Source organism: Brevundimonas sp. 2YAF1, assembly GCF_052114745.1.
Lineage (GTDB): Bacteria > Pseudomonadota > Alphaproteobacteria > Caulobacterales > Caulobacteraceae > Brevundimonas.
Genome location: NZ_JBFRFI010000006.1, coordinates 129,901 through 155,515, shown reverse-complemented (window position 1 = coordinate 155,515; position 25,615 = coordinate 129,901). Strand labels below are relative to the sequence as shown.

Here is a 25,615-nt window from a genome sequence, read left to right as displayed (position 1 = left end):
GCCTCTGTACGTTCGTATTCACAGGGGCAAATCGCGGGCCATGCGGAACGGCGCCGGGTCCACCCGGCAAAAAGCGTAGCGGCGCGGCAAGAAGGGCCGACCGCAAGCCGCCCCGACAGTGACGAGACGCGCGGACAAAATCGTTTGTTTTCAGACCGTTGCAGTCAGCCTCCCAACTTGGCCCAAGGCTTGCGCAGCCCCTTGCCGAACACCTTGGGCGCAGCAGGCGCCGACCCCATTGAAAGCCGCCCTGCGCCCCATGTCAGCCCAAAGCGTCATGTCCGTCATCGCCCCCGCCGCCTCGACCGCGGCGGGCATCGGCGTGTCCGACGACACGGCGGCCGACGGCGCCCTGTTCGCCTCCCTGTTCGCCGCCCTGGTGGCGGATGCTTCCGCGACTCAGGGCGACGGGAGCTCCGACGCGGCGCCGACGGCTTCGGCCGAGGTTGCGCCCCTCGACAGCGAGACTCCGACGGCTGACGCCGCCGCGCCAGGTTGGTTGCTGGCGCCCATCCCAGCCCCGATCATCCCGCCAATGACGGCCGAAGCGCTCGTCGCCGAAACGGCCAGCACAGACTCCATAACTGGTGCGCCCGCCGCCCCGTTGCTCGAAGCCGCGCCGACAGCGCCCGCGATCGATGTCGAGGCATCGACGCAGCCGCCAATGACGTCCCCGACGCCGACAGCCGCCGCGCCGGACCAACCGCCGGTTTCCCGGCCTCTGGCCTCTTCGCCCCAGACCTCGGTGCCTGACGCGACCGCCCACAGCGCCCCGCTCGTGACGACAGAGGTCGCGACGCCGGCCGAAACCTCGACGCCACAGCCGGATCAGGACGTTGCCACGCCCGCCGCCGCCTCGACCGAACCGAAGGCAAGCCCCGCGCGCGGACTGGCGACGCCGACGCCCGCCCCGTCTGCGGCCCTGGCGGCGGCGCTCACCGCCAATCGGCCCATGGCCGCCGTCCCGCCGATGACCGCCGAGCCGCCGCCCCCGGCGGAACCGGCGGAACCGGCTCAACCCGTTCCGCCCGCTTCGCCTTCGGCCGCCACAACGACGGCCTCGACGACATCCTCCACAACCGTTCCCGCTCCCGCGCCTGCCCAGAACCTGACGCCGCCCCCCGCGCCGCGGCTCCGTGATGCGCAGGGTCGTGGCGAGGACCGTCCCTCCAACGCGGCCGCCTCGCCTGACGGCGACAGCGCGTCAGCGTCAGCCTCGTCCCTGACCCCAACCGCCGCCGCGCCTTCGACCTCGAACGCCATGGCCGCCAGTTTCGCCGCCTCCACGCCGCGCGCCGACGCCGCAACGGCGCTTCCCGCCTCGTCCGGTGACGCACCGGCCTCGACCGAAGGCGACGCCGCCGCGCCCCCCGCCCTGCCGCCGCAGGAAAGCCAGGCCGGCGCGCCCGCCGCCAATCGCGACCTGGGCCTGTCGATGCTGTCGCGCGCCACGGTCGAGACCACGGCCCAGATCGCCGCCCAGATTCTCAAGAAGCTGGACGGCCGCTCGACCCGCTTCGACATGGCGCTGACGCCCGAAGACCTGGGCCGCGTCGACGTGAGCCTGGAGATCGATTCCGACGGGCGGCTGACGGCGCGTCTGGCCTTCGACAATCCGGCCGCCGCCACAGATCTGCGCGGCCGCGCCGACGAACTGCGCCGCCAGCTTCAGGAAGCCGGCTTCCAGTTGTCGCAGGACTCGCTGGAGTTCGCCGAACGGAACCCTTCGTCCGGCTTCGGCGGCGGCGCCTTTGACCGCCCGCCGGATCGCCGCGCCTTCGCCGGCGCCGCGCGCCTCGCCGCCGACGCCGATCTCGCCGTTCCGCCGCCTCTTTCCGGGGCGCACGGAGCCTGGACATCCCTCTCGCTGACGCCTGACCGCGTCGATCTGAAGGTCTGACGATGGTCAACGCCGTCTCCGCCAACGCCGCCACGGGCAAGATCAACACCGGCTCGACCATGCTGGCCTCGAATTTCGAGACCTTCCTGTCGCTGTTGACCTCCCAGTTGAAGAACCAGGACCCGCTGTCGCCGGTGGATTCCAATCAGTTCACCGCCCAGTTGACCCAGATGGCCGGGGTCGAGCAGCAGTTGCTGACCAACACCCTGCTGAACAGCCTGCTTCAGGCCCAGCAGGGCGACGGCCTGACCGGCGCGGCGCAGTATATCGGCAAGGACGCCACCGCCGTCTGGTCCGCCACCCGCTATGAGGACGGCGCGGCGAACTGGAGCTACGAACTGGGCGGCAACGCCGCGACGGCGACGCTTCAGGTGCTGGACGCCGGCGGCAAGGTGGTCTGGACAGGCGACGCGCCCGCCAAAACCAACGGCATGCACGACTTCAAGTGGGACGGCAAAACCACCGGCGGCGGTCAGGTCGACAACGGCGGCGTCTATACGCTGAAGGTTTTCGCCAAGGACGGCGCCGGCAAGGCCGTCGACGGCCAGGTCATTATCCGCGGCCGGGTCACCGGCGTCGAAATGTACGACGGCGCCCCCTACGTCACGATCGGAAAATCCATCATGCCCGTCTCCAGCCTGATCGCGCTGGAAGAACAAAAGACGGCCGTCACGCCCCCTATCGCCACTCCCGAAGGCGAGGACGCCAACGGCCTCTCGGCCTTCGCCTCCCGCATCAATCCCCTCACTCTTCTCTCGTAAGGAAGCCCAGTCATGAGCATCAACGGCGCCATGCTGGCCGGCGTGTCCGGCCTGACCGCGAACGCCGCGGCCCTGTCAACGATTTCGCAGAATATCGCCAACGTGAACACCGTGGGCTACAAGCGCGCCTCGACCGAGTTCGCCACCGTCGTCAACAGCCAGACCCAGGGCGTCGGTTTCTCGGCCGGCGGCGTTCAGGCCTCGGCCCGCCACTTCATCAGCCAGGCGGGTCAGTTGCAGCGCACCACCTCGGGCACCGACCTGGCCATTTCGGGCCAGGGCTTCTTCGTCGTCACCGAGAAGTCCGAAAACCTGACCCTGAGCGACGCGCGCCTGTTCACCCGCGCCGGGGCCTTCAAGATCGATGACCTGGGCTATCTGAAGAACACTTCCGGCCTCTATCTGCAGGGCTGGCCGGTGGCCGCCGACGGCACGGTCAACAGCGACCCCTCCGACATGAGCCGCCTGCGCACCATCAACGTCGGCTCGGTCGGCGGCGCGGCGGAACCGACCACCCGCGTCAGCCTGAACGCCAACCTGAAGTCGAGCCAGACCATCTCCGACGCCGCCAAGGACGCCGCGCTGGCTCCTGTCGGGCCCCTGGCCTACGACCCGGCGGCCAACTCCATGGCGATGTGGGACCCGGTGACCGGCACGGGCGTCAAGCCGGACTTCGAGATCACGATCCCGGTCTCGGACTCCAAGGGCGGCCAGCGCAACATCAGCGTCTCCTTCCTGAAGAGCGACGTCGCCAACGAATGGTATGCCGAAATCCGCGCCCCCGCCGGCACGGTGACCCACCCCGACGGCCAGTTGCGCGCCGGCAAGATCGCCTTCACTCAGGACGGACGCCTGGACGTCACCAAGATGCAGGGCTGGCCGGCCGGCACCGGCCTGTTCGACGATCCGACCAACGCCAGCCTGACGCTCGGCGCCTCGGACGGCACGACGGCCGGCGCGCTGGACGGCACCTGGGATCCGGCCCTGGGCATCGCCGCCCAGAACATCGCGTTCGACATGAATGCCTCGGCCGGCGGCCTGACCCAGTACGACAGCACCTCGATTGTCCAGGCCACCTATACGAACGGCACGGCCTTCGGAAATCTGACCGAGGTCAAGATCGACGAGGCGGGCTTCGTCACGGCCATCTTCGACAACGGCGTGATGCGCAAGATCGCCCAGGTCGCCCTGGCGACCTTCCCCAGCGCGGACAGCCTGACCGAGGTGTCGGGGAACGCCTTCCGCGTCAGCCAGAACTCCGGCACCTTCAACCTGAAGGCGCCCGGCACCGGCGGCGCGGGCCTGCTGGGCTCGCAACAGCTGGAGGCCTCGACCGTCGACCTGTCGACCGAGTTCACCGGCCTGATCACCACTCAGCGCGCCTATTCGGCCTCATCCAAGATCATCACCACCGCCGACGAGATGCTGGCGGAACTGATCAACATCAAGCGCTGATCGCCCACCGGGAATCGATGAGTAAGCCTTCGTTAGACTCGATGAATCCTTCGTTTCCGTCGCGCCGCGCGCGCCGGAAGCGGACGATGCGTCTTAGCCATTCCTTCACCACGACGCTTAAAAGGCCCTTAGCGGCCAGGGGCCTAGCCTACGCGTCGATGGTGGTGGTGAAAGAGGCTTAAGCCCATGCTGCAAGAGCGACGCCTTAATAATAGAGGCGAACAGTACGTGGTCGGCCCGACGGGCACGCCGCTGACCCTGCGGGATCTCCCGCCGGCGGATACGAACCGCTGGGTGATCCGCCGCAAGGCCGAAGTGGTCGCCGCCGTTCGCGGCGGACTGATCAACCTGGAAGACGCCCTGGCGAAATATCGCCTGACGGCCGAGGAATTCATCGCCTGGCAACAGGCGATCGACAAATGGGGCATGCAGGGCCTGCGCACCACGCGCATCCAGAGCTACCGGGATTAATGGGCCTCAAGTAGCGCAACGCGCGATAGGTCCAAGGATAGTGGCCGCTTCCGGCGACGGAGGCGGCCTTTCTATTTTCTCCTCCCCACTCTGTGGGGAGGGGGACCGCGTAGCGGTGGAGGGGCTCTCTCTGTGTAAGCAGCCCCTCCGTCTCGTCCGCTCGCGCGGCCGATCCACCTCCATTTTATGGGGAGGAGAAGCCCATGCCTCGAAATCGAACGCAGGGACCTCTATATGGCGGCGATGACCCTGGCTGACGACATCTGCCCCATCCCGACCATCGCCCCCATGTCCGGCGCCGCCGACATGGACGCTGCGATCGAGAGCGCGCGACAGGCGGTCGGCCTGCCGGTCGGATCGCGCGTGGTCGCGGCCATGTCGGGCGGGGTGGATTCCACCGTCGTCGCCGCCCTGCTGGCCAAGGCGGGCTATGACGTGGTCGGCGTCACCCTCCAGCTCTACGACCACGGCGCGGCGCTGAAGAAAAAGGGCGCCTGCTGCGCCGGTCAGGACATCCACGACGCCCGTCTGGCCGCCGAGATGCTCGGCATTCCCCACTACGTCCTCGACTACGAAAGCCGCTTCAAGGACGCGGTGATCGACCAGTTCGCGGACTCCTATCTGAAGGGCCAGACCCCGGTCCCCTGCATCCGCTGCAACCAGACGGTCAAGTTCCGCGACCTGCTCGACGTCGCCCGCGACCTGGGCGCCGAGGCCATGGCCACCGGCCACTACGTCCGCCGCGCCGCCGTCGGCAACCGCTCGCAGATGCGCAAGGCCGTCGATCACTCGCGCGACCAGTCCTACTTCCTGTTCGCCACCACCCAGACACAACTGGACTATCTGCGCTTCCCCCTTGCCGATCTGGAAAAGCCCCAGGTGCGCGGCGTCGCCGCCGCCCTCGGTCTGCGCATCGCCGCCAAGCCGGACAGTCAGGACATCTGCTTCGTCCCCTCCGGCGACTATCGCACCCTGATCGACCGCCTGCGTCCGCAAGGCCGCGAGGCCGGCGAGATCGTCCACATGGACGGGCGGGTGCTGGGCCAGCACGGCGGCATCACCGACTACACCATCGGCCAGCGCCGCGGCCTGAACGTCGCCGTGGGCGAGCCTCTGTTCGTCACCAGGCTGGACCCCGAAAACCGCCGCGTCATCGTCGGCCCGCGCGAGGCCCTGCTGACCGCCAGCCTGACGCTGGAAGAAACCAACTGGCTGGGCGACCAGGCCACGATCGAGGAAGCCGCCCGCGACGGCGCGCCCGTCCTGGCCCGCGTCCGCTCGACCCGCCAGCCCTCCCCCGCCCGTCTGAGCATGGACGAGGACGGCGTCGTCTCGGTCGTCTTCGATGAGGGCGAGGAAGGCGTCGCCCCCGGCCAGGCCTGCGCCCTCTACGACCCAGCCGATCCCGACCGCGTCCTGGGCGGCGGCTTCATCCAGAGCACCACCGCTGTCGCCTGAGCCGCACAACGACGCGCCGACGGACAGCCTGGCGCTGGGCGTCCGCGCCTGTCTGCCCGACGACATGCTGTATCTGCGCGACGCCTTCCCGCGTGAGCGCTGGACCGGCGCACTGCCCGAAACCGCGGCCTTCTGGCTGCAGATGCACGCCGGCTTCCGCGCCCAGCAGGCCCAGATGGCCGCCGCCGCGACGCGCTGGCGGTCAGGCGCCCTGGACCCACGCGGCCTGCACGCCGCCCTGCTGCCGACGCTCCAAGCCTTCCTCCAGCATCTGGACGGCCACCACCGGGTCGAGAGCGGCCACTACTTCCCGCACTTCCGCCGCATCGAGCCGCGCATCCAGACGGGCCTCGACCTGCTGGACCGCGACCACGACGCCATCCACGCCCATCTGGACGCCCTCTACCATTACGCCGTCGCCTTCCATCAGGGGGTCGCCGGCCAGTCCCCCGACGCGCCTGACCACGCCCACCGGCTCGCCGATGCGCTGGACCGCGCCGCGCCCGGTCTGACCCGCCACCTCGACGACGAGGAGGACATCGTCATCCCCCTGATGGCGCTGAAAGGCGAACCGGCGGCCTGAGGCTCAGGCCGCCTCATCCTTGGGCATCACGTCCCCGACGGTCGGCCGGTTCTCGGCCCAGGTCAGTTCGATGTCGCGGGGTTTGACGATCTCGTTGCAGTGGCCGCAGGCGATGCGCGGCTTGAGGTCGTGGCCGCAGGTCTTGTGGATCATGGAAATGCCGCTGTCGGCGTCGCCGTAGACGTGCTTCTCGCCCCAGGCGTGCAGGGTCACCAGCACGCCGTACAGATCCTTGCCCTTGGCGGTCAGGATATATTCGTTGCGCGGCGGGCGTTCCGAATAGAGCTGCGGCTCCAGCACCCCGTGCTGCACCAGCGACTTCAGCCGTGCAGCCAGGACGTTGCGCGCCACGCCCAGACGCTCCTGCCATTGTTCGAACCGGCGCACGCCGTTGAAGGCGTCGCGGACGACCAGCAGGGTCCAAGGGTCGCCGATCACCTCCAGCGTGGCGGCGATCGAGCAGCTCTGGCGGCTATAGTCGGCGGTGCGTCCCATGGGCGGAAAGTGACCCCGCGTCAGGCTTTTGACAAGTAGGTTGCCAATCGGGACGCAGTTTGTCAGTTTTCTTAGGCAACCAACATGCGACTCCCCAGTCGCGTTCCTGCATTCCTCGACTTGCGGGCGGCGACGCTTCAGTCTCCACCCGCGCCTCTTTCGCCTGCTGTTGCGTGGACCGATGACCGAAGCCGACCTGCTGCACGACGCCCTGACCCTGACGCCCGGCGACGATGGGCTGGCCGCCCACCTGTCCGGCGAATTCTCCAATGGTCCCATCGCCGCCCCGCCCGAGGCGGGCTTCCCCTTCGGCGGTCTGCTGGCGGCCCTGTGCGCCGGGGCCATGCGTCAGGGGCTGGGGATCAAGGCGCCGCTGCGTAGCCTGAGCGTCCAGTATCTGGCCGCCGCCCGCTATGGCCAGCCGATCCAGTTCCGCCCCCGCCTGCTGCGCGGCGGGCGCAACGTGGCCTATGCCGTGGTTGAGGGCGGGCAAGGCTCGCGCCTGACCCACCACGCCAGCGCCACCTATGGCGTGGACGGCGACAGCGCCGAAACCCTCAGCCCGCTTGCGGCGCCGCCGCCCGCGCTGCACCGTGACGCGCCGGGCCTCAGCGGCCCCATGGCCCCGCGCTTCTCGCAGCACGTTGACTATCGCTTCGACGGCGGCCCCAACATCCTCGGCGGCAACGAGGGCAAGCCGGTGGTCGAGCGGGTCTGGATGCGCACCCGCGACGGGGCGCCGCTGGACGAACTGCGGCTATCCTACCTGCTGGACGCCCTCTATCCCCCGGCGTGGACGGCCTTCAAGGCGCCGCCGATGATGACCTCGGTCGATCTTCGCTACGATTTTCTTGGCGATCCGACGCCCGAGACCGCGCCCGACGGCTGGGCCTTCTTTGAATACCGGCTGCTGGATCACGGCCTCGGCTGGTCGGTGGACGAGGCGACAGCCTGGGGCGCCGACGGGCGGCCTCTGGCCATCGCCCGCCAGCGTCGCAAGCTGCTCTAGATGCCGAACATCGCGTCAGGCGGCGCGACGGCGCTGCACGAACAGGGCGCCGCACCCGGCCAGCACCGTCGCCATCAGGATCATCGCCCATTCCGTCAGGGTCGGCACCGGCTCGGCGTAGATGAAGCTGCTGCTGGGCGACACCAGGCTGGGACCGCCCAGGGCCGAGATCGAGATGTTGCGCGCGCCCTTGGCGGCGGGCGGGGCGACGGCGGTGATCTGGGTCGGGCTGTTGACCGTGAAACCCGCCGGGATTCCGCCAAAGGTCACCGAGGTCACCCCGTTGAAATTGGTTCCGGTGATGACGACGCTGGTCCCGCCCTCCAGCGGACCGGACGCCGGCGAAAGCTGGCCGACCACCGGCGCATGGGTGACCGTCAGGGTCGCATTGGACCCGCCGACCATGGCGAAGCTGCCGCCCGTCGGCGTGGCGAAGGTCAACGTCGTCGGCGTCAGGGGATAGGTGGTCAAAGTGCCGTCCGCCTGCAGGTCCAGCACGATTTCGCAGATGAAGGAGGCGGTCTGGCTGATGCCGCTGACCGACAGGACGTTGCCGACCAGACTGGATCCGGTCGCCGGGCAGAAGGGCGACAGCGCATAGCCCGTCGCCGTCAGCCCTGCCGGAACCGTATAGGTGAAAGCGCCGCCGCTCATCGGGTCCGGCGACACCTCGGAGGTGTAGAGGAAGAACTTCAGCTGGATGCTGCCGCCCGGATTGACGCCCGGCGAGGCATAGGACGCGCTCATGGTCACATTCTGGGCGAGGGCCGGCGCGGCGCAGGCGAAAACGGCGGCGGCCAGAGCGGCGCCCGACAGGCAACGAAGCATGATGTCAGCTTTCTGATCCTGCCTCGGCGACGCCCGGCGAATCGATTTTACAGCAAAGGTTAACAACACCGCCCGGCGAGCAGCGGTCAACCTGCGTCCCATTACGCCTTGCGCCGCATTGCTCGGCGCCCGATCTAGCCCCCACAGAGTTTCCATCAGGACGAACCGCCATGACTGCCCCGAACAGCGCCCAAGACCCCGTCGTCATCGTCTCCTTCGCCCGCACGCCGATGGGCGGCTTCCAGGGCGCGCTGTCCACGGTCAAGGCGACCGATCTGGGCGCCGCCGCGGTCAAGGCCGCCGTCGAGCGCGCGGGCCTCGCCCCTGAAAAGGTCGAGCAGATCTACATGGGCTGCGTCCTGCCCGCCGGCCTGGGCCAGGCCCCGGCGCGTCAGGCCGCCATCGGCGCAGGGCTCGGCAAGCACGTCGAGGCGACGACGGTGAACAAGATGTGCGGCTCGGGCCTGCAAGCCGCCATGATGGCGCACGACGCCCTTCTCGCCGGTACGGCTGACGTCATCGTCGCCGGCGGCATGGAGTCGATGAGCGGCGCCCCCTATCTGATGAACAAGCACCGCGCCGGCGCCCGCATCGGCCACGACGTCATCGTCGATTCCATGATGATGGACGGTCTGGAAGACGCCTATTCCCCCGGCAAGGCCATGGGCGTCTTCGCCGAGGACTCCGCCGCCCAGTATCAGTTCACGCGTGAACAGATGGACGAATACGCCATCGAGAGCCTGACCCGCGCCAAGGCGGCCATCGCCTCGGGCGCCTTCAAGGCCGAGATCGTTCCGGTCGAGGTCGCCACGCGCAAGGGCCCCGTCACGGTCAGCGAGGACGAGCAGCCCGGCAAGGCCGACCCGGCCAAGATTCCGACCCTACGCCCCGCCTTCACCAAGGACGGCGCCATCACCGCCGCCAACGCCAGCTCCATCTCGGACGGCGCAGCGGCCCTGGTCATGACGCGCGAAAGCACGGCCAAGGCGCTCGGCCTGCCGATCGTCGCCCGCGTCGTCGCCCACGCCGCCCACGCCCATGAGCCAGGCCTGTTCACCACCGCCCCCGTCCCCGCCATGCGCAAAGCCCTGAAGAAGGCCGGCTGGTCGGTCGAGGACGTCGATCTGTGGGAGGTCAACGAGGCCTTCGCCGTCGTCGCCATGATCGCGCAGCAGGAACTGGGCATCGACCGCGCCAAGCTGAACGTCAACGGCGGCGCCACCGCCCTGGGCCACCCCATCGGCGCCTCGGGCGCGCGCATCCTCTCCACCCTGTTGGCGGCGCTTCAGGCGCGCGGCGGCAAGAAGGGCGTGGCCTCGCTGTGCATCGGCGGCGGCGAAGCCGTGGCCATGGCCGTGGAACTGGCCTAACGCGGGAGGATGCAGGGCGGCGGGTCCTGCCTGCCGCCCCCGTTTGCGCGGAGCCGCGCGGTGTGGGAGCCTGACCTTCAATCCCGCAAAAGGAACGCCCCATGCGCGAAGACGGAAAACTGGATTATCTCGAACTGCCCGCTGTCGACATGGCGGCGCACAAGGCCTTCTACGCCGCCGCCTTCGGCTGGGTGTTCCAGGACTTTGGTCCCGACTACGCCGCCTTCGGCGAGGGGCTGGACGGCGGCTTCACCACCGAGGCGATGACGCCCAAGCCCCTGCCCATCCTCTACGCCCACGACCTGGAGGCCATGCTGGCCAAGGTTCAGGCGGCGGGCGCAGAAATCCTCCACCCGATTTTCGCCTTCCCCGGCGGACGCCGTTTCCATTTCCGCGACCCGTCCGGCAACGAACTGGCCGTCTGGTCCGAGACCTAGGCCCTATTTCGGATCGATAGATTGGGCGATCCGCTCGGCGGCGTCGCGGTCGGCGCCGTCGAGACTCATCAGCCAGACGTGGATCTCGGCCGGCGCGACCGGACGCTGGAACAGATGTTCCATGGCGATTCGACGCATGCCCTCGGGCACGACGACGCTGACGCGGCCCGCCGCCTGAACCCGCTCGCCGTCATAGATGGGAAACTGCGACGACGGCCCGGCGTAAATCATGGCGAAGGTCTTGCCCGCCTTGCGCACCGACCAGACACGCGAATCCGGCGCCCCCCGGCCTTCGAACAGTTGAAAGCCCGCGGGCAGTTCAATACGGAACGGCAGGGCCGCGACGGCGGCGGCGTTCAGCGCGCCCGTCGCTGGTGCGGCGGCGGCCGAAGCAGGAGCCGGGGCGGGGGTCGAGCTCGGAGCCGGCGCCCGAACGGGAACAACCGGCGCCGCGGCCACCGGAGCGGGCGCTGCGGTCGCGCGAACCGGCGCCGCCTGGGTCGGGGTCGGGGTCGGGGTCGAACTGATCGCGGGCGTCGGAGCCGCGCTCGGACGTGGGTTCTGGGGCTGAGCCTGAGGGGCGGGCCGAACAGCGGCGGGCGGCCCGCCGTTCAGCAGCCGCGTCAGTTCCTCGGCGCTGGGGTTCTGCGCCAGGGCCGAGGCGGGAACGGTCAGGAGGGCGGAAGCGATCAGCAAGGTTCTCATGCGCCGACCTTGGCGCGGAGCGCGCGAAGCGGTCAAGCCGCCTCAAGCTCCACCCAGAAGGTCGCGCCTTCGCCGGGCGCGGAGATCACGCCGATCTCGCCGCCCTGAAGCTCGGTCAGGCGCTTGGCCAGAGCCAGGCCGATGCCGTGCCCCTCGATGGCCGAGCGTTCCAGCCCCAGCCTGTTGAAAGGCTCGAACAGTTGCGCCTGCTTCTCCAGGGACAGGCCGGATCCATGGTCCCGGACCTCGATCCGGACCCGGCCATCGGCCCACAGCGCGCACAGCCGGACCACGCCGCCCGACGCGCCGTATTTGATGGCGTTGTTGGCCAGATTGCCGATCACCTGGGCCAGACGCTGCGAATCCGCCTGAGCGATCAGGGCGTCGCCTTCGACCGCCACGTCGACGGCCACGTTCGCCGCCTCCGGCTTCAGCATCACGGCGCGGCGCACGTCTTCCAGGACGCCGACCACGTCCGTGGGACGCAGATCGACCCTGAGGGCGCCGGACTCGGCGCGCGCCACATCCAGAAGATCATGGGCCAGGGCCTCCACCTGACGCGCGGTCTTGACCAGCATCTGCGCCATTTCGACCTGACTGGCCGAGGCCTCGCCCAGCTGGCCGCCGGCCCACAGTTCGCCGATACCGATGATGCCGCCGACGGGGCTCTTGATCTCATGGGCGACGTTGGCTAGCAGGCGCGACTTGGCCGCCGAGGCGCGTTCGGCGCGGTCCCGTCCGGCGCGGGCGCGTTCCGCCAGACGGTCGCGTTCTTCCAGCAGGGCTGCGACCATCAGGATCGGCATATAGCCCAACAGCACCAGAAGTTGTCCGAGCAGGGCTCGGTGCTCAGCGCTGAACGCATGATAGGGGCCATGACCGACCATCGTGCCGCCGATCGCCATGACCGAAACGATCAACAGCGCGGTGGCCGTCCCGGCCACACGGAAACGCACAGCCATCAGGACCAGCAGCGGCAACAGCAGGAAGCCGTAGGGCAGACTCAGTTGGGAGAAGATCGCATAGCAGGCGGCGCCGACCAGACCGCATATGGCGACGCCCTCGGCCAGCCGCGCGGGCTGACGCAGGATTGCCATATGCCGCGACTGCAGCGCCAGACCGAAGACGCCGATCACCGCGAAGCCCAGCGAATGGCCGAACCACCAGATTCGGAACCCATCCAGCACGTCGGCGCCGACCATGGCCTCAAGCGCCAGCGCACTGAGAATCGCCGAAGGCAGGGCCGATGCGGCGCAGACCGCCAGGAAACGGGTCAGTCCTTCGACGCTGTTGACGTTGAGGCCGGGCACGAACCGACGGGTCAGCACGACCGCCAGAGTGATCTCCAGCAGGTTCATGGCCGTGAACATGAGGGACAGGGCCGGGCCGTTGCCGACCAGGAACTCGCCCGCCAAAACGCCCGTGACCACCAGGGCGCCGAAGCCGAAATCATAGGCCGTGCCGCGACCACTGCGCAGCCAGACCGCGAGAGCCAGCCCGCCCGCGCCCCACAGGGCTGCGACCAGACCGTTGGTGCGGGCGAAGCTGATCGCCAGAACCACCAGCACCGTCACCCCTACCGCAGTCAGGATCGGCGCCAACGGCTGGCGGAAGAAGCTGGCGTTGGGCGCGGCGACAACGCCGACCGCACCGCGCTCCGCGTCGGCGTCGATGACGTATTCAGGCCTGTCGAGCGCGCGGCTCATGGTCATGATCGGGTCCGGTGTACGCGACTAACACCCCATCCTGCCCAAGCTTCCTAAACATCCTCTGAAGTCAGAACGCGGTCGCCAGAACGGCGTTAAGCGCCCGCACCGCCGCCGCAGGGCCTTCGGGATGCTTCCACACGCCCGCGCTGACCGCGACGAAATCCGCGCCCGCAGCGGCTACCTGGGCGGCGTTGTCGACCGTAATGCCGCCGATGGCGACGCACGGGGTCTCCATCGTCTCCTGCCAGATGGTCAGTTCCGCCAGTTCGGGCCGGTGCGTCGTTTCCTTGGTGTCCGTCGGGAAGAAGGCGCCGAAGGCGACATAGTCCGCGCCCGCCTCGGCGGCCTCCATGCCCAGGTGACGGCTATCGTGGCAGGTGGCGCCGATCATCGCGTCCGGTCCCATGATGCGCCGTGCCTCGGCCACCGACATATCGTCCTGGCCGACATGCACCCCGTCGCAGCCCGTGGCCTTCGCCAGGTCCGGCCGGTCATTCAGGATCACGGCCACGCCGTGGGCCCGGGCGATCGGCGCCAGCCGCGCCACGGCGGCGCGCACCTGATCATCCGAAACGTCCTTGAGCCGGATCTGCAGGGCCGCGACCTCGCCCGCCGACAGCGCCTGCTCCAGCAGGCCGGCGAAGGCCTCCAGGTCGGCGATGGCCGGCGGCGTGATCAGATATAGCTGACAGGGCGGACGGGGCGGAAGAGCGGGTTGACGAGCCATGCCCTCGCCCTGCCCGTCCCCGCGCCGGGCGTCAATGTCGCAACCTCATGCGAACGATTTGCACTCGCCTTAAGAAATGCTATAGCGAGCCATTCTCAAGAACTGCTTCGGGGCTTGTCGCCTTGTACGTCTGCAACTGTAACGGCCTTCGCCAACGTGACGTCGCTCAAGCCATCGAGGCGGGTGCGACCCGTCCGAAGGATATTTTCGCGACCAATCAATGCGCTCCGCAATGCGCCAAGTGCGTTTGCGAAATGCGTCAGATGATTCAGGACACCCAGGCGGCCTTCGCCCTCGCGGCCGAATAGTCTCTACTCCCGGCAGCGAATTTCACTCGCACTATCAATGCAGTGATAAATACTCGCAAATAATCCACGACGCCTTTGCCGTGGTAAAAGCCTTTGGCATCAGGCAGCGATCGAGTCTGGAGCGCCGTTCCGGCCTCCCGTCCGCCGCCGACGACGAAAGGCGACGACCATGAAGGGCGATCCGGCGATCATCCGCACCCTCAACGCGGTGCTGACCAACGAGCTGACGGCGGTCAACCAGTACTTCCTGCACGCTCGCATGTTCGAGAGCTGGGGCCTGGCCCACCTCGGCCACGTCATCTACGAAGAATCGATCGGCGAGATGAAGCACGCCGACATGCTGATCAAGCGCATCCTCTTCCTCGACGGCCTGCCCAACCTTCAGGACCTGCACAAGCTCAAGGTCGGCGAAGAGCCGATCGAATGCCTGGGCGCCGACCTGCAACTGGAAATCGACAGCCGCGCCACGACCGCCGCCGCCGTCGCCCAATGTGAAGCCGCAGGCGACTTCGTCAGCCGCGACCTGCTGATGAAGATCCTGTCCGACACCGAGGAGCACATCGACTTCCTCGAGAACCAGCACAAGTTGATCGAACTGCTGGGCGCCCAGAACTACCTTCAGTCCGCCATGAGCGAGATCAAGACGGACAGCGCCGCCACCGGCAACTGATCCTGCCGTCCATGCCGTCATCGTCGGGCTTGACCCGACGATCCAGCCGCACCGCCGTTCAGGCGTCGAGCCTGCTGGATGCTCCGATCAAGTCCGAGCATGACGGCTTTGGGGAGAGGCAGCCGCAGCCCCCAGCCCCACACGACTCCCCCCTCTGATGCCGTCATCGTCGGGCTTGACCCGACGATCCAGCCGCGCCGCCATTTGACAGCCCCTCATTCAAACCCCAGCCTCCCGCATGACGGCTTTGGGGGACCGCCTTGGCGCGACTGACCGACGACAGCTTCATCGCCACCTACATCATCGCCAGCGGTCGAAACGGCACGCTCTACACCGGGGTCAGCAGCGACCTTCCCGCCCGCGTCGCCCAGCACAAACAAGAACTTCGCCCCGGCTTCACCTCGGCCTACGGCTGCAAACGCCTGGTCTGGTTTGAGCGCTACACCTTCATCACCGAGGCCATCCGGCGTGAGCGGGCCATCAAGACCTGGCTACGGGACTGGAAGCTGAAACTGATCGAAGACCTCAACCCCGATTGGCGCGATCTCTCCGAAGGCTGGTTCGAATAATCCAGCCGCCAAACGCCCCCCATTGCCCTTTTTCCGCCGTTCCTCTACGGCTCGCCGCGATTTCGCGCGCCCGCCCACGAAGCGGCCGGGCCGCCCCCAGCCCTTCGATCCCAGCGGTTTCAATGAAAATCAACGGCAACACCATCAAGCCCGGCATGGTCCTGCAGCACAACGGCGGCCTCTGGGTCGTCACCAAGGCCAGCCACGTCAAGCCCGGCAAGGGCGGCGCCTTCGCCAACGTCGAGGCCAAGAACCTCGAAACCGGCAACAAGCTGAACGAACGCTTCCGTTCGGAAGACAAGGTCGAGCGCGTCACGCTCGAACAGAAGGATTTCTCCTATCTGTTCGACAACGGCGACAGCCTCGTCTTCATGGACGACGCCACCTATGAGCAGATCGAACTGCGCAAGGACTGGGTCGGCGACGAACGCATCCCCTACCTGCAGGAGGGCATGAAGGTCATCATCGAGATGCACGAAGAGCGTCCGATCGGCCTGGAACTGCCGGAACAGGTCGTTCTGGAAGTCGCCGAGACCGAGCCCACCGTGAAGGGCCAGACGGCGTCGTCGTCCTACAAGCCCGCGATCGCCAACAACGGCGTCCGCATCATGATCCCGCCCTATATGTCGGCCGGCGAGCGCATCATCGTCGACACGACGACGGGCGAATACGTCCGCCGCGCGGACTAACAAACACCGTCTTTCCCGGCCAAGGTCGGGCGCTATAAGACAGTTACAGGGGCGCGGATGGTCCGCGCCCCTTTTGCTTCTCCGTCTCTCCGGGCCGACAGGGCCTTCAAGGACAGCCGGACCAGGAGATACTCATGGCTCTCGCCTCCGCCCTCGTTCAGGTCATCATCGGCGCAGTGCGCAAGACCGCCCGCCCCATGCTTCGCGACTTCGGCGAAGTCGCCCAGCTTCAGGTCTCGCGCAAAGGTCCGGGTGATTTCGTCACCGCCGCCGACCTCAAGGCCGAAGACACGCTGTTCGAACTGCTCATGAAGGCCCGCCCCGGCTACAGCTTCCTCGGCGAGGAACGCGGCATGGTCGAAGGCACCGACAAGTCGCACACCTGGATCGTCGACCCGATCGACGGCACCACCAACTTCATGCACGCCATGCCCCACTTCGCCATCACGGTGGGGCTGGAGCGCAAGCACCCCGACGGCTCGTCCGAGATCGTCGCCGGCGTCACCTACAACCCCGTGATGAACGAGCTGTTCTGGGCCGAAAAGGGCAAGGGTTGCTATCTGAACGACCAGCGCATCCGCGTCTCGGGCCGTCGCGACCTGTCCGAGAGCCTGATCTCGACCGGCCTGCCCTTCATCGGCAAGATCGGCCACTCCCAGGCGATCAAGGACATCCACGCGGTCGGCCAGCGCGTCGCCGGCATCCGTCGCCTGGGCGCCGCCTCGCTGGACTTCGCCTGGGTCGCCGCCGGCCGCTACGACGCCTATTTCGAGCGTAACCTGCAGCCCTGGGACGTGGCGGCGGGCATCCTGTTCGTCACCGAAGCCGGCGGCACCGTCACCACCATCGACATCGACGGCGACCCCAAGTCGGGCAAGCAGATCGTCGCCGCCAACCCGGAACTGCACCCGCAACTGCGCAAGATCCTGCAGGCGGCCTAACTAGAACTCACCCTCCCCTTCATGGGGAGGGTGGCCGAGCCGTCAGGCGAGGCCGGGTGGGGGCGGCGTGGTCATTGACCCGCCGCCCTTGTCGTATCTAGCCCTCCCACCCGCTCGCCGCTTCGCGACGCCCCCCTCCCCATGAAGGGGAGGGAGAAATCACACGCGCGTCACGTCCCGCCCCTACCCTCGGCGCATGATCCGTCTCATCCTGACCGCCGCCCTCCTCCTCAGCGGAACCCCGGCCATGTCTGCGCCCGTCCCCCAGATCATCGCCCATCGCGGCGCCTCCGGCGAACGGCCCGAGCACACCGCCTCGGCCTATCGACTAGCCATCGAACAGGGCGCGGACTTCATCGAGCCCGATCTGGTCATGACCCGCGACGGCCAGTTCGTCGTCCGCCACGAGAACGAGATCGGCGGCACGACCGACGCGGCCGACCACCCTGAGTTCGCCGCCCGCCGCGCCACCAAGACCATCGACGGCAATGAGACCACCGGCTGGTTCACCGAAGACTTCACCCTGGCCGAACTGAAGACCCTGCGCGCGCGCGAGCGCCTGCCCCTGCTGCGCCCCGCCAACACCGCCTGGGACGGCCAGGACGCCATCCTGACCTTCGACGAGGTCGTGGCCATCGCGCGCGAGGCGACCGCCCGCACCGGCCGCGTCATCGGCGTCGCGCCGGAGCTGAAGCACCCCTCCTATTTTGCCGGCATCGGCCTGCCGATGGAGAACGCCTTCGTCGCCGCGCTGGAGCGTCACGGCCTGACCGGCGCCGACGCCCCCATCCTGATCCAGTGTTTCGAGGTCGGGCCGCTGCAACGGCTCAAGACCCGCATCGACGCGCCGCTGCTGCAACTGATGAGCGTCTCCGGCGGCCCCGCCGACCGTCCCGACCTGACCTACGCCGCCATGAGCAGCCCCGAGGGCCTGAGCGCCGTCGCCGCCTATGCCGATGCTATCGGCGTCGAGACCGGCCTGATCCTGCCGCGCGACGAGGGCCGGAGCCTGCCGTCGACATCCCTCATCGCCGACGCCCATGCCGCGGGGCTGCAGGTCGTGGTCTGGACCTTCCGCGCCGAAAACGCCTTCCTGCCGCTGGAACGCCGGGTTGGCGATGCCCCCGCCAGCCACGGCGACCTGAGCGGCTATCTGAAGACCTTCTACGCCCTCGGCGTCGACGCCGTGTTCAGCGACTTTCCGGGCGTAGCGGTCGCCGCGCGCTAGCCGCCCCCGTCATCCCGGAAGCGGCACAGCCGCTATCCGGGGCCGCAGAAAGCGCCGCCGTCGAGCCTTGGGCGGTCCCGGCTCTGCGCCTCTCTGCGAGAGGCTCCGGCCGGGATGACGGAGGAAAGGCCCGCCAGCCATCACAACGACGCTAGACCGCCCCTTGATCTTACAGGCTTTTCCAACGCCCCGCCGCGCAACTCATAGCGCCGCCCCCGACGGCGTTATCATGCTCGCGTTCTTTGACATCGTCGTAGCCGAGCCATCCGCCTCAATCCTCCCCCGTTCACGGGGGAGGGGGACCGCCGCAGGCGGGAGGAGCGAACCACAGTCGCCGCCCTTCCCTTCGCCTCTCATCATGCGCAAATCTCGAACCGAAGCGCCCGGTCCTCGCCCCCTCCACCATGCTTCGCATGGTCCCCCTCCCCCGCTCCGCAGGGGAGGATCGCCGCCTCAAGGATTGCACCAATTGCACTATTTTTTTCGGGTCGCAGTGCAATCGCCCCCGCTCTTTCCTCCCCATTCCATGGGGAGGGGGACCGCGTAGCGGTGGAGGGGCCGACGCCGCCTCAAGCCGCAAAGCCGCCCCTCCGTCACGTCGGCTGCGCCGCCGCGCCACCTCCCCATCGTTCCGCGATAGGGAGGAAAAACGTCGCTACGTCCCCTGAAACTGCAAGGCCGCCAACCGCGCATACAGCCCGCCCCGCGCCGTCAGTTCGGCGTGGGTGCCTTCCTCGACCACCCTGCCGCCGTCCATGACGACGATGCGGTCGGCCCGCAGCACGGTGGCCAGACGGTGGGCGATGACCAAGGTGGTGCGCTCGGACATGGCCTGATCCAGCGCCGCCTGCACCAGACGCTCGTTCTCGGCGTCCAGAGCGCTGGTGGCTTCGTCCAGCAGAAGGATCGGGGCTTCGCGGACCAGGGCCCGCGCGATGGCCAGACGTTGCCGCTGACCGCCCGACAGGCTCTTGCCGCGCTCGCCCAGCGGCGTGTCGAAGCCCTGCGGCAGGGCCTCGAGGAAGCCCAGCGCCTGGGCCTCGTCGGCCACGGCGCGGGCCTCGGCCAGGGTCGCGGCCTCGCGGCCGAACCGGATGTTCTCCAGCGCCGAGCCCGAGAACAGGGGCGCCTCCTGCGACACCCAGGCGAAGCGCTCGCGCACCGCGACCGGGTCGGCCGCGCGCACGTCCACGCCGTCCACCGACACCAGACCGGATTGCGGATCATAGAAACGCAGCAACAGACGGAAGACCGTCGACTTGCCCGCGCCTGACGGCCCGACCAGGGCCACGGTCTCGCCCGGCCGCACGGTCAGGCTGAAACCCTTCAGCGCCGGCAGGTCGGGACGGCCCGGATAGGCGAAGTCCACCGCCGACATCGACACCTCGCCCAGCGGCGGCTGCGGCAGGGCCACAGGCTTGGCGGGCGGGGCGATGGCGGGGACGGCCCGCATCAGTTCGTCGATCCGCTCCATGGCCCCGGCGGCCTTCTGCACGTCGCCCCAGCTTTCGCCGAGCGCGCCCACGGCCCCGGCGGCGAAGACCGACAGCAGGACGAACTGCAACAGCGCCCCCGGCGTCATGGTCCCGGCGATCACGTCCTGCGCCCCCAGCCACAGCACCAGGGTCACGCCGCCGAACATGACGACGATGATCATGGCGGTCATCACCGCCCGCGCCCGCATCCGAACCAGGGAGACGCCGAAGGCCTCCTCCACCGCCGCGCCGAAGCGGCCGATGGCGCTCTTTTCACGCCCGAAGGCCTGAACCGTCTCGATGGCGTCCACGCTCTCGCCGGCGAAGCCGACGGCGTTGGCGAAGGTGTCCTGCGACTTGACCGTCAGCTTGCGCACCTGACGCCCGAAGATGAACAGCGGCACGATCAGCACCGGCACGATCAGCAGCACGAACCCGGTCAGCTTGGGGCTGACGAAGAACAGCAGAATCACCCCGCCGATCAGGGTGAAGAAGTTGCGCAGCGCATAGCTGACCGAGGTGGTCAGCAGGGTGTCGACCAACTGGATGTCGGTCGTCAGGCGCGACAGCACCTCGCCGGTCCGCATGTGGGCGAAGAAGACCGGGTCCAGCGTCAGAATGCGCTGGAACAGGGCCGTGCGCAGGTCGGCGATGACCCGCTCGCCCGTCTTGGTCACGTAGAAATAGCGGAAGGCCGTCGCCAGCCCCAGAATCAGGGCGTTCGCCCCCAGAATCAGGAACCAGGTATTGATGTCGCGGCCAGCGTTCTCGAAGCCGTTGTCGATGGCCCCGCGCGCCGTCGCCGTCAGCCCCAGGGACGCCGCCGTCGAGAACAGCAGCCACAGGCCGGCGATCCCTGCGTCCAGCCGGTGTCGCATCATGAAGGGCAGCAAACGCCCCAGGGGCCTGATGTTTCGGGTCTTGGCGCGCTTGCCGCCCGCCTCGTCCATCTGTTCGGCCAGAAGGGCGCCGGCGCCGGGGCGACCGCGGGCCGCTTGGGCGTTGGCCTCTTGCGAAGCGGAAGGCGAGGAAACTTGGGTCATGCCAGCGCTCTTGCCCCGGAACGCCCCCCGGTGTAAACGCCGCCGCTCATTCCCGCCGCAGCCTCGGCGGGTTTCTCTATTTACGCGCATTGACGGTCGGCATCGTCGCCGCGCAGAGACGGATCAGATCGATGAAAGCGGACACGCACCCCGACTACCACTTCATCACGGTTGTGATGACTGACGGCAGCACCTTCCAGACCCGTTCGACCTACGGCAAAGAAGGCGCCTCGCTGGCCCTCGACATCGACCCGTCGACGCACCCGGCCTGGACCGGCGGCAACGCCCACATGCTGGACCGCGGTGGCCGCGTGTCGCGCTTCAACAACAAGTTCGGCGGCTTCATCAAGAAGTAGGCCTCCAAGCCCTTCAGGGGCTGCGACAAAGTCGCCACAGAAGCGCCGGTCCGATGGGCCGGCGCTTTTTGTTTGCCCGGAACGTCGATAACATGGCCACGTTCGATCCTTCGGGGCGCAGGCGGTGGGTCTGGCGCCGGATCGGACTGCAAGAGTTTCAAGTGATGAATCGACGGGAACTGGGCCTTGGCGTCGCGACGACGACCCTGACCCTCGGCGCGGCCTCGGCCGCCCTGGCGCAAAACCGGCCGATCGACCCGCAGGCCTTCATCGCCGGCTTCGAGGCCCAGGCTTCGCGCCTGCCGCCAGAGCAGCAGGCCGACGTCCGCGCCGTCTATCAACTGACCGGCGGCAAGCCGATCTGGACCGCCGACCGGCTGCGTATCCTTCAGGACGTCGCCGCCGGGGCCGAGCGCCACGCCCTGCCCGCCGGGGACTTCTTCGACTTCGTCGGCCTGGCGGCTGATCCCGGCTCGGCCGAGATACGCACCACCGCCGCCGCCGTCGCCTACGCCCGCGTCCTGGCCGAGGGCCGTGTCCGTCCCGAGACGGTCGAGGACCTGTGGGAGATGCAGAAGAACAGCGTCGACGTCCCCACCGGCCTGACCCAGGCGATCAGCGCCAACCAACTCAGCCAGTGGTTCGACGGCCTGGCCCCGACCGACATCGGCTACACCAATCTGTCGGCCGGCTACGCCCGCTATCGCGGCATCGCCCGACAGGGCGGCTGGCCCGCCTTCCGTCAGGGCGGCACGATCGAGCCGGGGACCAGCGACAACCGCATCCCCGCTCTGATCGCCCGTCTGGTCGCCGAGGGCGACCTCAGCGCCGCGGCCGGTCCGCGCCTGAAAGGCAATCTGACCTACGGCTCCGAGTTGCAACAGGCCGTGCGCAGCTTCCAGACCCGCCACGGCCTGGGCCCGGACGGTCGCATCGGCCCCGGCACCCAGCGCTCGCTCGGCGCCTCGGCCGAGGACCGCGCTCGCCAGATCGCCCTCAACCTGGAACGCCGCCGCTGGCTGAAGCGCGAGCTGAATCCCGAGCGGATCGAGGTCAACACCGCCGCCGCCATCATGGTCTACTGGAAGGACGGCAAGCCGGTTCACTCCAACCGCGTCATCGTCGGTACGGACGAGAACCAGACCCCCAGCCTGGAAAAACCCTTCGCCTCGGTCGTGGCCAATCCGCCATGGACCGTGCCCATGGGCATCGCCCGCCGCGAAATCCTGCCCAAGGGTCCCGGCTATCTGGCCGCCCACGACATGTACATCAACAGCGACGGATGGGTGGTGCAGCGCGCTGGGCCCAAGTCGTCGCTGGGCTATGTGAAGTTCGAGTTGCGGGACAGCTACGCCATCTTCCTGCACGACACCCCGTCAAAGGCCGCCTTCAACCTGACGGTGCGTCAGCGCAGCCACGGGTGCGTGCGGGTTCAGAACGCGGTCGAGTTCGCCCGCCTGCTGCTGTCGCCCGATCCGACCAAGCTGGCCGAGTTCGACGCCGCCCAGGACAGCCGCGAGACCAAGCGCGTCACCACCGGCCGCGAGATCGCCGTGCGCCTGCTCTACTGGACGGCCTTCGTCGACGGACAGGGCCGGGTCGCCTTCCGCGAAGACGTCTATCAACGGGACGCCAAGCTGGCTCAAGCCTTGGGCATCGCCGTCACCCTGCCGCGCGTCATCGCCGACGGGCCGAGCGACGCCAACGACGTCGGGCCGTAGGACACGACCGCCGGGGGCTCAGCCCCCGAAGGCCGCCTGCAGCCGGTCCAGTTGGCTCTGGACCGGATTGACCGCGGGCTCCTCGCCGCCGTCCAGATACATGCGTCGATCCAGATGCAGGACGCGGTCGTACAGCTTCTCGGCGCGCACGGCGTATTCGATCAGGGCGATCGGCAGTTCACGGTGGCTCGGTTCCGTCTCGATCCGGCGATCCGCCAGCCGGTAACGCGGCTCGCAGGCCGTGGCCGCGCTCATGTCATCCTCGCGCACGGCGCGCTGGACCAGCAGCCAGGACGCGATCTGCATCAGCCGCGTCGTCAGCTTCATGCTCTCGCCCGCATAGGCCAGGGCCGCCGCACGCGACAGCAGGCGCGAATCCTGACGCCCGTCGCCGTCCAAGTAGGCGGCCGTCTCCTCGACCAGCTCCATTCCCTCGCGGAAGGTGCGATCGAACAGCTCAGAACGCGCGAAATCCAGCACCTCGGCGCTGCGCGAACGCGACCCGGCCACATCGGCGTCGATGGCTGTCAACTCGGTTCTACCCATGAAAAGTCACGCGCGTCCGTCAGAACTCGCGGGTCGAAAGGACGCCGCACGGACCGGAACTGCAATCGTCATGCCACGGATTACGAAATCGCGGGAGGGTCTTCTCAGCGGAAATTGAACAGGGCGTCCGCCGCGCTGCGCTTGGAGGACTTGCCTTCAATGGCCGCCTTGGCGCGCGCGATCTCGGCCTCGAGGGCGGCGATACGCTCGTGCAACTCGTCCACGGCGTAGAGGTCCAGGTCCTCGCGTCCCAGCGCCGTCAGCGCCTCGCCGCGTTGGGGCCGGGGCTCCAGATCTTCCAACGTCATCATCGCCTCCGTGGTCAGCGACCGCACGAAGCCGTATGAAAACGCCCCAATGACGACGATTGCAAGCGGCGGAGCCATCATGCGGGTCATCGAGATCGAAGGCGGCAAGGGTCCGGCCGAAGCCCTGCATCTGGCGGAACGACCGCGGCCGACGCCCGCGCCCGGCGAAATCCGCATCCGTGTGCGCGCCGCCGGGGTCAACCGACCCGACATCGTGCAGCGTCTGGGGCTCTACCCCGCCCCGCCCGGCGCCTCGGACATTCTGGGGCTGGAAGTCGCGGGCGAGGTCGATGCGGTGGGCGAAGGCGTCGCCACCCGCTGGCGCGTCGGCGACCGGGTCTGCGCCCTGCTAGGCGGGGGCGGCTACGCCGACTACGCCATGGCCGATGCCCGCCACGCCCTGCCGGTCCCCGGCGATCTGGACTTCGTTCACGCCGCGGCCCTGCCCGAGACCGCCTTCACCGTCTTCGCCAACGTCTTCGAAAGCGGGGGACTGAAGGCCGGCGAGACCCTGCTGATCCACGGCGCGACCAGCGGCATCGGCGTCATGGCGATCCAGATGGCCAAGGCCGCGGGCGCGCGCGTCATCGCCACCTCGCGCGGCCCGGCCAAGGCCGAAGCCGCCCGCGCGCTCGGCGCCGACGTCAGCCTGAACGCCGCCGACGGCGACCTGCTGGCCGCGATCAAGGCCGCGGGCGGCGCCGACGTGGTGCTGGACATGGTCGGGGCGGCCTATGCCGAACTGAACCTCAACGCCCTCAAGCCCGGCGGCCGCTGGGTCGTCATCGCCACCCTGACCGGCGCCCTGGCCCAGATCGACCTGATGCGGGTGATGCTGAAACGGATCGTCCTGACCGGTTCGACCCTGCGAAGCCGCCCCGCCGACGAAAAGGCCCGCCTGGCGGCCGCCCTCGAGCAAACCGTCTGGCCCTGGGTCGCTTCGGGCAAGATCCGGGCGAAGGTCGAGGCGACCTTTCCGCTGGAACAGGCCGCCCCCGCACATCAGCGGCTGGAAGCCGGCGATCATGTCGGCAAGATCGTCCTGACGCTCTGAGCACCCGAACAAAAACGGGAGACCGAAGCCTCCCGTTTCCGGTGTCAGTAGCCGCGACGGGCGGGGCGAAGCGACGAAATCCGGTCGTTCATGCCCGAGCGGCCCAGGTCCCGCACGTCGCCGTTGATGACCTGGCAACGCCCGCGATAGTTGGCGTCCTCGCAGACTTCCCAGCTGCCGCGCTCCAGACGCAACGAACTGATCGCGTCGTTCAGACCGCTACTGCGCAGGTTCGGGATGTCTTCGCGGAAGGTCATCGACTGACCGCGGAAATTAGCGTCGCGATAGACCGTGATCGAAGCATTGCCCCAGCCCCCGCCGTGGCCGCCGCCCGGTCCGCCAGGCCGACCGGGACCGTTGCCAGGTCCGCCGCCGGGACGGCCGCCGTTCTCATAGTCGCCGCGATGATTGTAGCAGACCAGCAGGCCGTTATCGTTGCCGATGTCGCTGCTGGAGCAGCGCGCCAGTTCGATGGACGTCTCGCGCATCCGGCCGGAACGGTCGCGACAGTCGGCGTACAGGCGCCCCTGATTGACGTAGGAGCCGGAGCAGCTCTGCGCATAGCTGCCGCGCGGGGCGCCGCGCGTCTGAGCCTGGGCGTCCGCCGACGTGACAGTAACCGCCGACAGAGCGCCGACCGCCGCGACGACACCTGCGGCTGCAATCAAGAACCTTCTCATGAGACGGTCTCCTCCGCTGCTCCCAGGGCGCACAACGCGCCCTCAGCCACACAGTTCAACATCACCGATGAACCTTGGCTGTATGCCAAGGTCAGACGACGTTTTCATTTGCCGGAAAA

27 protein-coding genes are annotated in these 25,615 nt (G+C 68.4%); 18 read left to right on the top strand and 9 right to left on the bottom strand.

The genetic code is table 11. From position 1 onward, the window contains the following. Positions 1–277: 277 nt before the first annotated feature. The 6 genes from AB4Y68_RS10160 (at position 278) to AB4Y68_RS10135 (ending at position 6,628) form a co-directional block, all read left to right on the top strand. The gene (locus AB4Y68_RS10160; protein WP_441455485.1) at positions 278–1,900 is read left to right on the top strand and encodes a flagellar hook-length control protein FliK; all 1,623 of its coding nucleotides are present in this window, start codon (positions 278–280) and stop codon (positions 1,898–1,900) included. Between the two features lie 2 nt (positions 1,901–1,902). Further along, positions 1,903–2,661 carry a flagellar hook assembly protein FlgD gene (locus AB4Y68_RS10155; RefSeq protein WP_441455484.1) on the top strand — a complete coding sequence of 253 codons (759 nt, stop codon included), beginning with the start codon at positions 1,903–1,905 and terminating at the stop codon, positions 2,659–2,661. A gap of 12 nt (positions 2,662–2,673) precedes the next feature. Then, a complete protein-coding gene (gene flgE / locus AB4Y68_RS10150; protein WP_441455483.1) occupies positions 2,674–4,116 on the top strand; it encodes a flagellar hook protein FlgE in 1,443 nt (480 codons plus the stop codon). A 186-nt stretch (positions 4,117–4,302) separates the two neighbouring features. Beyond that, positions 4,303–4,587, top strand: coding sequence for a CtrA inhibitor SciP (gene sciP, locus AB4Y68_RS10145; RefSeq protein WP_441455482.1), 285 nt, complete (start codon positions 4,303–4,305; stop codon positions 4,585–4,587). A gap of 234 nt (positions 4,588–4,821) precedes the next feature. Further along, positions 4,822–6,045, top strand: coding sequence for a tRNA 2-thiouridine(34) synthase MnmA (gene mnmA / locus AB4Y68_RS10140; protein WP_441455480.1), 1,224 nt, complete (start codon positions 4,822–4,824; stop codon positions 6,043–6,045). A gap of 64 nt (positions 6,046–6,109) precedes the next feature. After that, complete coding sequence (locus tag AB4Y68_RS10135) at positions 6,110–6,628, top strand: hemerythrin domain-containing protein (RefSeq protein ID WP_441455479.1); 519 nt, start codon at positions 6,110–6,112, stop codon at positions 6,626–6,628. A gap of 3 nt (positions 6,629–6,631) precedes the next feature. Here the strand turns inward: AB4Y68_RS10135 and AB4Y68_RS10130 are convergent, their stop codons facing one another. After that, positions 6,632–7,123: a winged helix-turn-helix transcriptional regulator gene (locus AB4Y68_RS10130; protein ID WP_441455477.1), complete on the bottom strand. Its 492-nt coding sequence runs from the start codon at positions 7,121–7,123 to the stop codon at positions 6,632–6,634. Positions 7,124–7,304: 181 nt separating this feature from the next. Between AB4Y68_RS10130 and AB4Y68_RS10125 the strand changes: the two genes are divergently transcribed. Further along, positions 7,305–8,132: an acyl-CoA thioesterase gene (locus AB4Y68_RS10125; protein WP_441455476.1), complete on the top strand. Its 828-nt coding sequence runs from the start codon at positions 7,305–7,307 to the stop codon at positions 8,130–8,132. Positions 8,133–8,147: 15 nt separating this feature from the next. Here the strand turns inward: AB4Y68_RS10125 and AB4Y68_RS10120 are convergent, their stop codons facing one another. Continuing rightward, complete coding sequence (locus tag AB4Y68_RS10120; RefSeq protein WP_441455475.1) at positions 8,148–8,960, bottom strand: IPT/TIG domain-containing protein; 813 nt, start codon at positions 8,958–8,960, stop codon at positions 8,148–8,150. A 170-nt stretch (positions 8,961–9,130) separates the two neighbouring features. Between AB4Y68_RS10120 and AB4Y68_RS10115 the strand changes: the two genes are divergently transcribed. Both AB4Y68_RS10115 and AB4Y68_RS10110 read left to right on the top strand, forming a co-directional pair. Continuing rightward, complete coding sequence (locus AB4Y68_RS10115) at positions 9,131–10,330, top strand: thiolase family protein (RefSeq protein ID WP_441455474.1); 1,200 nt, start codon at positions 9,131–9,133, stop codon at positions 10,328–10,330. Between the two features lie 101 nt (positions 10,331–10,431). Continuing rightward, positions 10,432–10,767, top strand: a complete 336-nt coding sequence (locus AB4Y68_RS10110) for a VOC family protein (protein ID WP_441455473.1) — start codon at positions 10,432–10,434, stop codon at positions 10,765–10,767. A gap of 3 nt (positions 10,768–10,770) precedes the next feature. Here AB4Y68_RS10110 and AB4Y68_RS10105 read toward each other — a convergent pair whose 3' ends face one another. From AB4Y68_RS10105 to thiE, 3 genes are all read right to left on the bottom strand, one after another. Continuing rightward, a complete protein-coding gene (locus tag AB4Y68_RS10105; RefSeq protein ID WP_441455472.1) occupies positions 10,771–11,472 on the bottom strand; it encodes a hypothetical protein in 702 nt (233 codons plus the stop codon). A 32-nt stretch (positions 11,473–11,504) separates the two neighbouring features. Then, positions 11,505–13,184, bottom strand: a complete 1,680-nt coding sequence (locus AB4Y68_RS10100) for an ATP-binding protein (protein ID WP_441455471.1) — start codon at positions 13,182–13,184, stop codon at positions 11,505–11,507. A 64-nt stretch (positions 13,185–13,248) separates the two neighbouring features. Then, on the bottom strand, positions 13,249–13,908 hold the full coding sequence (gene thiE / locus AB4Y68_RS10095) for a thiamine phosphate synthase (protein ID WP_441455469.1): 660 nt from the start codon (positions 13,906–13,908) through the stop codon (positions 13,249–13,251). A gap of 122 nt (positions 13,909–14,030) precedes the next feature. Between thiE and AB4Y68_RS10090 the strand changes: the two genes are divergently transcribed. From AB4Y68_RS10090 to AB4Y68_RS10065, 6 genes are all read left to right on the top strand, one after another. After that, entirely contained in the window at positions 14,031–14,216 is a 186-nt protein-coding gene (locus AB4Y68_RS10090; protein ID WP_441455467.1) for a (2Fe-2S)-binding protein, read from the top strand. A gap of 169 nt (positions 14,217–14,385) precedes the next feature. Then, entirely contained in the window at positions 14,386–14,886 is a 501-nt protein-coding gene (gene bfr, locus AB4Y68_RS10085; RefSeq protein WP_441455466.1) for a bacterioferritin, read from the top strand. Between the two features lie 260 nt (positions 14,887–15,146). After that, positions 15,147–15,455 carry a GIY-YIG nuclease family protein gene (locus tag AB4Y68_RS10080; RefSeq protein ID WP_441455465.1) on the top strand — a complete coding sequence of 103 codons (309 nt, stop codon included), beginning with the start codon at positions 15,147–15,149 and terminating at the stop codon, positions 15,453–15,455. 122 nt (positions 15,456–15,577) lie between these two features. Further along, positions 15,578–16,144 carry an elongation factor P gene (efp, locus tag AB4Y68_RS10075; protein ID WP_441455463.1) on the top strand — a complete coding sequence of 189 codons (567 nt, stop codon included), beginning with the start codon at positions 15,578–15,580 and terminating at the stop codon, positions 16,142–16,144. 134 nt (positions 16,145–16,278) lie between these two features. After that, entirely contained in the window at positions 16,279–17,085 is an 807-nt protein-coding gene (locus AB4Y68_RS10070; RefSeq protein WP_441455462.1) for an inositol monophosphatase family protein, read from the top strand. Between the two features lie 196 nt (positions 17,086–17,281). Further along, on the top strand, positions 17,282–18,313 hold the full coding sequence (locus AB4Y68_RS10065) for a glycerophosphodiester phosphodiesterase (RefSeq protein ID WP_441455461.1): 1,032 nt from the start codon (positions 17,282–17,284) through the stop codon (positions 18,311–18,313). 655 nt (positions 18,314–18,968) lie between these two features. Here the strand turns inward: AB4Y68_RS10065 and AB4Y68_RS10060 are convergent. Beyond that, positions 18,969–20,831, bottom strand: coding sequence for an ABC transporter transmembrane domain-containing protein (locus AB4Y68_RS10060; RefSeq protein ID WP_441455459.1), 1,863 nt, complete (start codon positions 20,829–20,831; stop codon positions 18,969–18,971). A 131-nt stretch (positions 20,832–20,962) separates the two neighbouring features. On the opposite strand from AB4Y68_RS10060, the gene rpmE reads away from it, so the two are divergent. Further along, on the top strand, positions 20,963–21,187 hold the full coding sequence (gene rpmE / locus AB4Y68_RS10055; RefSeq protein ID WP_441455458.1) for a 50S ribosomal protein L31: 225 nt from the start codon (positions 20,963–20,965) through the stop codon (positions 21,185–21,187). Positions 21,188–21,351: 164 nt separating this feature from the next. Next, complete coding sequence (locus AB4Y68_RS10050; protein WP_441455457.1) at positions 21,352–22,908, top strand: L,D-transpeptidase family protein; 1,557 nt, start codon at positions 21,352–21,354, stop codon at positions 22,906–22,908. A gap of 18 nt (positions 22,909–22,926) precedes the next feature. On the opposite strand, the gene rcdA is transcribed toward AB4Y68_RS10050, so the two are convergent. Both rcdA and AB4Y68_RS10040 read right to left on the bottom strand, forming a co-directional pair. Then, on the bottom strand, positions 22,927–23,454 hold the full coding sequence (gene rcdA / locus AB4Y68_RS10045; protein ID WP_441455455.1) for a protease adaptor protein RcdA: 528 nt from the start codon (positions 23,452–23,454) through the stop codon (positions 22,927–22,929). A 104-nt stretch (positions 23,455–23,558) separates the two neighbouring features. Continuing rightward, positions 23,559–23,762, bottom strand: coding sequence for a DUF1192 domain-containing protein (locus tag AB4Y68_RS10040; RefSeq protein ID WP_441455453.1), 204 nt, complete (start codon positions 23,760–23,762; stop codon positions 23,559–23,561). Positions 23,763–23,841: 79 nt separating this feature from the next. Between AB4Y68_RS10040 and AB4Y68_RS10035 the strand changes: the two genes are divergently transcribed. Continuing rightward, the gene (locus AB4Y68_RS10035) at positions 23,842–24,816 is read left to right on the top strand and encodes an NAD(P)H-quinone oxidoreductase (RefSeq protein WP_441455619.1); all 975 of its coding nucleotides are present in this window, start codon (positions 23,842–23,844) and stop codon (positions 24,814–24,816) included. A 44-nt stretch (positions 24,817–24,860) separates the two neighbouring features. On the opposite strand, the gene AB4Y68_RS10030 is transcribed toward AB4Y68_RS10035, so the two are convergent. Beyond that, positions 24,861–25,496, bottom strand: coding sequence for a beta/gamma crystallin-related protein (locus AB4Y68_RS10030; protein WP_441455452.1), 636 nt, complete (start codon positions 25,494–25,496; stop codon positions 24,861–24,863). Positions 25,497–25,615: the final 119 nt, after the last annotated feature.

What these genes read in the sequence shown, in the direction of transcription:
- AB4Y68_RS10030 (WP_441455452.1), bottom strand. Translation starts at nt 25,496, where the DNA reads ATGAGAAGGTTCTTGATTGCAGCCGCAGGTGTCGTCGCGGCGGTCGGC.
- AB4Y68_RS10155 (WP_441455484.1), top strand. Translation starts at nt 1,903, where the DNA reads ATGGTCAACGCCGTCTCCGCCAACGCCGCCACGGGCAAGATCAACACC.
- rcdA (WP_441455455.1), bottom strand. Translation starts at nt 23,454, where the DNA reads ATGGGTAGAACCGAGTTGACAGCCATCGACGCCGATGTGGCCGGGTCG.
- AB4Y68_RS10120 (WP_441455475.1), bottom strand. Translation starts at nt 8,960, where the DNA reads ATGCTTCGTTGCCTGTCGGGCGCCGCTCTGGCCGCCGCCGTTTTCGCC.
- AB4Y68_RS10130 (WP_441455477.1), bottom strand. Translation starts at nt 7,123, where the DNA reads ATGGGACGCACCGCCGACTATAGCCGCCAGAGCTGCTCGATCGCCGCC.
- AB4Y68_RS10035 (WP_441455619.1), top strand. Translation starts at nt 23,842, where the DNA reads ATGCGGGTCATCGAGATCGAAGGCGGCAAGGGTCCGGCCGAAGCCCTG.
- AB4Y68_RS10160 (WP_441455485.1), top strand. Translation starts at nt 278, where the DNA reads ATGTCCGTCATCGCCCCCGCCGCCTCGACCGCGGCGGGCATCGGCGTG.
- sciP (WP_441455482.1), top strand. Translation starts at nt 4,303, where the DNA reads ATGCTGCAAGAGCGACGCCTTAATAATAGAGGCGAACAGTACGTGGTC.
- AB4Y68_RS10040 (WP_441455453.1), bottom strand. Translation starts at nt 23,762, where the DNA reads ATGACGTTGGAAGATCTGGAGCCCCGGCCCCAACGCGGCGAGGCGCTG.
- AB4Y68_RS10100 (WP_441455471.1), bottom strand. Translation starts at nt 13,184, where the DNA reads ATGACCATGAGCCGCGCGCTCGACAGGCCTGAATACGTCATCGACGCC.
- rpmE (WP_441455458.1), top strand. Translation starts at nt 20,963, where the DNA reads ATGAAAGCGGACACGCACCCCGACTACCACTTCATCACGGTTGTGATG.
- mnmA (WP_441455480.1), top strand. Translation starts at nt 4,822, where the DNA reads ATGGCGGCGATGACCCTGGCTGACGACATCTGCCCCATCCCGACCATC.
- AB4Y68_RS10050 (WP_441455457.1), top strand. Translation starts at nt 21,352, where the DNA reads ATGAATCGACGGGAACTGGGCCTTGGCGTCGCGACGACGACCCTGACC.
- AB4Y68_RS10125 (WP_441455476.1), top strand. Translation starts at nt 7,305, where the DNA reads ATGACCGAAGCCGACCTGCTGCACGACGCCCTGACCCTGACGCCCGGC.
- bfr (WP_441455466.1), top strand. Translation starts at nt 14,386, where the DNA reads ATGAAGGGCGATCCGGCGATCATCCGCACCCTCAACGCGGTGCTGACC.
- AB4Y68_RS10115 (WP_441455474.1), top strand. Translation starts at nt 9,131, where the DNA reads ATGACTGCCCCGAACAGCGCCCAAGACCCCGTCGTCATCGTCTCCTTC.
- AB4Y68_RS10110 (WP_441455473.1), top strand. Translation starts at nt 10,432, where the DNA reads ATGCGCGAAGACGGAAAACTGGATTATCTCGAACTGCCCGCTGTCGAC.
- AB4Y68_RS10065 (WP_441455461.1), top strand. Translation starts at nt 17,282, where the DNA reads ATGATCCGTCTCATCCTGACCGCCGCCCTCCTCCTCAGCGGAACCCCG.
- thiE (WP_441455469.1), bottom strand. Translation starts at nt 13,908, where the DNA reads ATGGCTCGTCAACCCGCTCTTCCGCCCCGTCCGCCCTGTCAGCTATAT.
- flgE (WP_441455483.1), top strand. Translation starts at nt 2,674, where the DNA reads ATGAGCATCAACGGCGCCATGCTGGCCGGCGTGTCCGGCCTGACCGCG.
- efp (WP_441455463.1), top strand. Translation starts at nt 15,578, where the DNA reads ATGAAAATCAACGGCAACACCATCAAGCCCGGCATGGTCCTGCAGCAC.
- AB4Y68_RS10135 (WP_441455479.1), top strand. Translation starts at nt 6,110, where the DNA reads ATGCTGTATCTGCGCGACGCCTTCCCGCGTGAGCGCTGGACCGGCGCA.
- AB4Y68_RS10060 (WP_441455459.1), bottom strand. Translation starts at nt 20,831, where the DNA reads ATGACCCAAGTTTCCTCGCCTTCCGCTTCGCAAGAGGCCAACGCCCAA.
- AB4Y68_RS10070 (WP_441455462.1), top strand. Translation starts at nt 16,279, where the DNA reads ATGGCTCTCGCCTCCGCCCTCGTTCAGGTCATCATCGGCGCAGTGCGC.
- AB4Y68_RS10105 (WP_441455472.1), bottom strand. Translation starts at nt 11,472, where the DNA reads ATGAGAACCTTGCTGATCGCTTCCGCCCTCCTGACCGTTCCCGCCTCG.